Origin of the sequence: Rhodococcus sp. (in: high G+C Gram-positive bacteria), from assembly GCF_049591685.1 — a bacterium.
Classification (GTDB): Bacteria; Actinomycetota; Actinomycetes; order Mycobacteriales; family Mycobacteriaceae; genus Rhodococcoides.
On the sequence record NZ_JBAWFH010000079.1, the window covers coordinates 23,049 to 29,596 of the forward strand.

Sequence of the window (6,548 nt, forward strand, 5' to 3'; positions counted from 1 at the left end):
ACATGCGCACCCGGGCCGGTGTCGGGTGTTCATGCGGTCGTGACCCTGGCGGCACGAGGACGTCGCGTGGACCGCGTATCGATAAGCCCATGTCTGTTGCGATGGAATTCGACCTTGTCGTGATCGGGTCCGGCCCGGGTGGCCAGAAGGCAGCTATTGCTGCCGCGAAGCTCGGCAAACGAGTCGCGGTGGTGGAGAAGGGGAAAATGCTCGGAGGTGTATGCGTCAACACCGGCACCATTCCGTCGAAAACTCTCCGCGAGGCCGTGCTGTACCTCACCGGCATGAACCAACGCGAGTTGTACGGCGCCGGGTACCGGGTCAAAGCCAACATCACGCCCGCCGATCTACTCGCCCGGACGACGCACGTGATCGGCAAGGAGATCGAGGTCGTGCGGTCTCAGCTACTGCGCAATCGAATCGAACTGATTACTGGGACAGCACGATTCGACGGCCCGAATACCGTTGTCGTCGACGACGCCACCCGCGGCGAGCGCGTGACGGTGACAGCGAAGAACATCGTCATCGCCACCGGCACCACTCCGGCCAGACCTGCCGACGTGGCGTTCGACGACTATCGAGTGCTCGATTCGGACGGCATCCTCGACCTGGCATTCATTCCGTCCTCGATGGTCGTCGTCGGGGCGGGCGTAATCGGTATCGAGTACGCCTCGATGTTCGCGGCACTGGGAACGAAGGTGACCGTCGTCGAGAAGCGCGAGACCATGCTCGATTTCTGCGACCGGGAGATCGTCGAGTCACTTCTGTTCCATCTACGCGATCTGGCCGTCACGTTCAGATTCGGCGAAGCCGTGACGGCCGTGGATGTCGGCCCGTCGGGCACGATCACGACTCTCGCAAGCGGTAAGCGAATCCCAGCGGAGACGGTGATGTACTCGGCCGGACGCCAGGGCTCGACGAACGATCTCGCGCTCGAGAACGCCGGACTCGAAGCGGACGCGCGTGGGCGAATCTTCGTCGACGACAATTTCCAGACGAAGGTCGACCACATCTACGCGGTGGGCGATGTGATCGGGTTTCCCGCGCTTGCGGCTACGTCGATGGACCAGGGGCGGCTGGCGGCCTATCACGCGTTCGGCGAGCCGAGCAAGGGACTGATGGATCTTCAACCGATCGGAATCTACTCGATTCCCGAGGTGTCCTACGTCGGCCGCACCGAGGTGGAACTGACCAAGGGGTCGGTGCCGTACGAGGTCGGAGTTTCCCGTTACCGCGAACTGGCCCGCGGTCAGATCGGCGGGGATTCGTACGGAATGCTCAAACTGCTCGTCTCGACGGACGACCTCTCCCTCCTCGGTGTTCACATCTTCGGGTCGGGCGCGACGGATCTCATTCACATCGGGCAGGCGGTCATGGGGTGCGGAGGTACCGTCGACTACCTGGTCGACGCCGTGTTCAACTATCCGACCCTGTCGGAGGCCTACAAGGTCGCTGCCCTCGACGTCACGAACAAGATCCGCGCACTGGAGAGTTTCGCGCGCTGACATCGGCCGTCCCTACCTGCACGGGAATGTACGACGCACCTGTCGGTGTTCACCCTGGAGAAGGTGTCGGACCGATCCGCAGTGTGCTTTTTGCCCGCGCATACGCGGGTATTCTTGCCTGAAGTCGGTTTCGGCCTCGGCGACGGTTTCCGTCGTGGGCGAATCTACGAAAGGGGTCCGGTATGGACGAGAAGTCGAGCATGTACGAGCTGGAGTTTCCGGCGCCGCAGATATCGTCCAGTGACGGGCAGGGCCCGGTTCTGGTCCACGGACTCGAGGGCTTTTCCGACGCCGGGCATGCTGTCGCCCTGGCAACGAAGCACCTGAGGGATACATTGGAGAGCGAGCTGGTGGCGTCGTTCGCCGTCGACGAACTCATCGACTATCGCTCGCGGCGCCCCACCATGACGTTCAAGTCGGATCATTTCTCCGATTACGACGCGCCGGAACTCAATCTCTACGCCGTCAGGGACAACGCGGGCACCCCGTTCCTGCTTCTGGCGGGTATGGAACCCGATCTGCGCTGGGAGAAGTTCACCACGGCGGTGCGTCTACTCGCGGAGCAGCTCGGTGTTCGCCGAACCATCGGACTGGGTTCGATACCGATGGCAATTCCGCACACCCGTCCGCTCGGCGTCACCGCCCACTCCTCCAACAAGGAACTGGTGCCCGAGGAGCAGAGTTGGTCGGGCGAGCTGCAGATTCCGGGCAGTGCATCGTCGCTTCTCGAGCTGCGAATGGCACAGCACGGACACGAATCGATGGGCTTTTCGGTGCACGTTCCGCACTACCTCGCGCAAACGGATTACCCGGGCGCAGCGCAGACGCTTCTCGAGAACGTCGGTGAGGCCGGGGGCCTCGATCTTCCGCTCGTGGCGCTCGGACAAGCTGCAGCGAGGGTGAAGGAACAGGTCGACGAGCACATCACGGGTAACGAAGAAGTTCAGTCCGTCGTGCATGCACTCGAGCGTCAGTACGACACTTACGTCGCAGCGCAGGAGCAGCAGTCGACGCTGTTGGCCAAGGACGAGAGTCTGCCGAGCGGTGACGAGCTGGGCGCGGAATTCGAGAGGTTCCTCGCCGAACAGGGCGGATTCGACGCCGGACCGGACGCCGCTTCCGGTGGTACGCCCGAGGACACCGATCCGACGACCTGAGTGACCGCACGGTGAGCGGGGGTTCGCATGGCATCCATGCGCACCCCCGCTTTCGCTTGCCGAGACTGCAACGCGGACCGAGGCGGTAGCTCGGGCCGTGGCCTGCGACGAACGAAACGAAGCTGTAACAGAGCGATACGCATCCATCGGTCGCCGATCCCCCGCACACGTGCAAGAGTCATGGCTGACGATTGCCGGGCCCGGAAAGCGACCGAGGGACAGGAGCACCATGAGCAATCCACGCACGCGCACACTACGTCCGGTCCCCGACGCCACGCCGCGGCTGATGTACCGCACGGTGCACGGCTACCGCCGAGCGTTTCGGATGGTAGGCCAGGGCCCCGCGCTACTGCTGGTGCACGGCATCGGAGACAACTCCGAGACGTGGAACGAAGTGATCCCCCATCTCGCGCGCAACTTCACGGTCATCGCACCCGACCTGCTGGGCCACGGACAATCGGACAAGCCCCGCGCCGACTACTCGGTGGCCGCTTACGCGAACGGCATGCGCGATCTGTTGTCCGTCCTCGGCGTCGAGCACGTCACGGTGGTCGGCCACTCGCTCGGCGGGGGCGTCGCCATGCAGTTCTCGTACCAGTTCCCGCACATGGTCGACCGTCTGGTTCTGGTCTCGTCCGGTGGCGTCACCAAAGATGTGCATCCATTGCTGCGGCTCGCCTCGCTTCCGCTGGCCAGTGAAGCGGTCAAGCTGCTGCGTCTACCGGGAGCACTGCCGGCGGTGAAGTTCGCAGGAAACCTGATCGCCAAGCTCAACGGATCGCCGCTGCGCCCAGGAGCCATGCTTCACGACACGCCGGATCTGGTGCGTATTCTCAGCGGGCTTCCCGATCCCACGGCTCACGAGGCGTACCTGCGCACCCTGCGTGCCGTGGTCGATTGGCGCGGGCAGGTCGTCACCATGCTCGACCGCTGTTACCTCACCGAGCACCTACCCGTTCTGCTGGTGTGGGGAGATCAGGACTCGGTGATACCGGTCAGCCATGCGCACCTCGCGCACGCCGCGATGCCCGGTTCGCAGCTCACCGTGTTCGGTAGATCGGGCCACTTTCCGTTCCGCGACGACCCGATGCGTTTCCTTCAGGTGGTCGAGGACTTCGCCGCCTCGACACCGGCACTGGACTTCGAGGAGGCCCGGTGGCGCAACCTGTTGATCAACGGTGTCGGCGAAGACACCATCACCGGTAACGCCAGCACCCGGCTTGCAGTCCTGGGCGCGATGGGGTCGGACGAGCGCAGCGCCACCTGAGCGAGACTTCGCGCCTGAGGCAAAGTGAGCCGACGCCCCGTCGATGGTGCCAGGTAGCCACTCGCCCCATAACCTGTAGTCGTGCTGCTCTCCGAACTCGTTCCCGCCCCGTCTACCGGTAAGAGCCAGGACCCGGACGAGTTGTTCGATGTATTCACATCCTGGACGGCCGAACGCGGGCTGACGTTGTACCCGGCTCAGGAAGAAGCACTCATCGAACTGGTGTCCGGCTCGAACGTCATCCTGGCGACGCCGACGGGTTCGGGCAAGTCGATGGTGGCGGTCGGTGCGCACTTCGCTGCGCTGGCAGCCGGTCGACGCACGTTCTACACGGCCCCTATCAAGGCGCTCGTCAGCGAGAAGTTCTTCGCACTGTGCGACATTTTCGGAGCACAGAACGTCGGGATGATGACCGGAGACGCATCGGTCAACTCGGGAGCCCCGATCATCTGCGCCACTGCGGAGATCGTCGCCAACCTTGCGCTGCGGCAGGGGGCGAACTCCGACATCGGGCAGGTCGTGATGGACGAGTTCCACTACTACTCCGAACCCGACCGCGGGTGGGCGTGGCAGGTCCCGTTGATCGAGTTGCCGAACGCCCAGTTCCTCCTGATGTCGGCGACGCTCGGTGACGTGTCGTTCTTTCGTGACGACCTCACTCGTCGTACCGGCCGTCCCACCACCGTCGTGTCCGGTTCCGAACGCCCCGTTCCGCTGATGTTCTCGTACGTGACCACTCCTGTCAGCGAGACCATCGAAGAACTGGTCAGTACGCACCTCGCGCCGGTGTACGTCGTGCATTTCACCCAAGCTGCTGCACTCGAACGCGCGCAAGCGCTCACCAGCGTCAACGTCGCGTCCAAAGAAGAGAAGCAGCGGATCGCCGACGCGATCGGCCAGTTCCGTTTCACCACCGGCTTCGGCAAAACCCTCTCCCGCCTCGTCCGGCACGGCATCGGCGTCCATCACGCAGGCATGCTGCCGAAGTACCGCCGCCTGGTGGAGAAGCTCGCCCAGGACGGGCTTCTCAAAGTGATCTGCGGCACCGACACCCTCGGAGTCGGTATCAACGTGCCCATCAGAACGGTGCTGTTCACGGGCCTGACGAAGTACGACGGCATCCGAACACGAAAACTCCGCGCCCGTGAGTTCCACCAGATCGCCGGCCGGGCGGGTCGCGCAGGGTACGACACCCTCGGCACCGTCGTCGTCGAAGCGCCCGAGCACGACATCGAAAACGCCCGCCTCGTCGCGAAGGCCGGCGACGATCCGAAGAAGCTCAAGCGTGTGCAGCGCAAGAAGGCGCCGGACGGATTCGTGTCCTGGGGTGAACCGACGTTCGAGCGGATAGTTGCCGCCAGCCCGGAATCGCTGGTGTCGCGCTTCTCGGTCAACAACGCGATGCTGCTCAACGTCATCGCCCGCCCCGGCAACTGCTTCACTGCCATGCGGCATCTGCTCGAGGACAATCACGAAACTCGCCCGGCGCAGCGCGGGCACATCCTCCGCGCGATCACCCTGTACCGCGGGCTGGTTGCGGCCGGTATCGTCGAACAACTGTCCGAGCCGGATGCTGACGGCAGGTACGCGCGCCTCACCGTCGACCTTCAGCCGAACTTCGCACTCAATCAACCTCTCTCCACGTTCGCACTGGCTTCGTTCGAGCTCCTCGATGCGGAATCGCCGACGCATGCACTGGACGTGGTGTCGATCATCGAGTCGACCCTGGACGATCCTCGGCAGATCTTGATGGCGCAGCAGCACGCCGCGCGCGGTGAGGCCGTGCAGCAGATGAAGGCCGACGGTATCGAGTACGACGAACGCATGGAACTGCTCGAGGAAGTGACGTGGCCAAAACCGCTCGAAGAGCTTCTCGTTCCGGCTTTCGAGATCTACCGCGGCGGCCATCCGTGGTTGACCGAAGTGGCGCTGTCGCCGAAATCGGTGGTTCGAGACATGATCGAACGGTCGATGACCTTCGCGGAGTTGATCAGCCACTACGGCCTGACCAGGTCGGAGGGTTTGGTACTGCGCTATCTGGCCGATGCCTACCGCGCCCTGCGTCAGACGGTACCGCCGGAAGCACGGACCGAGGAGGTCCAGGACATCACCGAGTGGCTCGGCGAGCTCGTCCGGCAGGTGGATTCGAGCCTGCTCGACGAATGGGAGAATTTGACCGACCCCGGTGAGGAGCCAGAGGCCAAACCGGAAGCATACGGCGGCGACACACCCAGGCCGATCTCCGCCAACCCGCGGGCTTTCCGGGTTCTCGTGCGCAACGCAATCTTCAAGCGCATCGAACTCGCGGCGGCGCAGCGGTGGGATGCGTTGGACGAACTCGACGACGGTCCCGACTGGGAGGCCGAATTCGAACCCTACTTCGAGGAGTACGGCCAGATCGGTATCGGCCCATCGGCCCGCGGCCCTGCATTGTTCGAACTCACCGTGGGTCGGGAACAAACGACGGCGCGTCAGATCATCGAAGATCCGGACGGCGACCAAGGGTGGTATTTGACGGCCACCATCGACCTCGACGAGTCGAATGCACTCGGCGAGATCGTGTTCGACGATCTCACCGTCACAGCCGGCTGATGCGCTGACGCACCCGTGCGCCAAAAG

The 6,548-nt window shown here is 63.8% G+C and carries 4 protein-coding genes; all 4 read left to right on the forward strand.

The window, feature by feature from the left end; all coding sequences use genetic code 11:
* The first annotated feature begins 89 nt into the window (after window positions 1-89).
* The 4 genes from sthA (at window position 90) to WBQ44_RS03735 (ending at window position 6,521) form a co-directional block, all read left to right on the forward strand.
* Window positions 90-1,505, forward strand: coding sequence for a Si-specific NAD(P)(+) transhydrogenase (sthA, locus tag WBQ44_RS03720; RefSeq protein ID WP_495565387.1), 1,416 nt, complete (start codon window positions 90-92; stop codon window positions 1,503-1,505).
* A 182-nt stretch (window positions 1,506-1,687) separates the two neighbouring features.
* Complete coding sequence (locus tag WBQ44_RS03725) at window positions 1,688-2,662, forward strand: proteasome assembly chaperone family protein (RefSeq protein ID WP_495565388.1); 975 nt, start codon at window positions 1,688-1,690, stop codon at window positions 2,660-2,662.
* Window positions 2,663-2,891: 229 nt separating this feature from the next.
* Entirely contained in the window at window positions 2,892-3,929 is a 1,038-nt protein-coding gene (locus tag WBQ44_RS03730; RefSeq protein WP_495565389.1) for an alpha/beta fold hydrolase, read from the forward strand.
* A gap of 81 nt (window positions 3,930-4,010) precedes the next feature.
* Window positions 4,011-6,521, forward strand: a complete 2,511-nt coding sequence (locus WBQ44_RS03735) for a DEAD/DEAH box helicase (protein ID WP_495565390.1) — start codon at window positions 4,011-4,013, stop codon at window positions 6,519-6,521.
* The last annotated feature ends 27 nt before the right edge of the window (window positions 6,522-6,548 follow it).

Coding starts and splice junctions, on each gene's coding strand:
- WBQ44_RS03725 (WP_495565388.1), top strand. CDS start 1,688: ATGGACGAGAAGTCGAGCATGTACGAGCTGGAGTTTCCGGCGCCGCAG.
- WBQ44_RS03730 (WP_495565389.1), top strand. CDS start 2,892: ATGAGCAATCCACGCACGCGCACACTACGTCCGGTCCCCGACGCCACG.
- sthA (WP_495565387.1), top strand. CDS start 90: ATGTCTGTTGCGATGGAATTCGACCTTGTCGTGATCGGGTCCGGCCCG.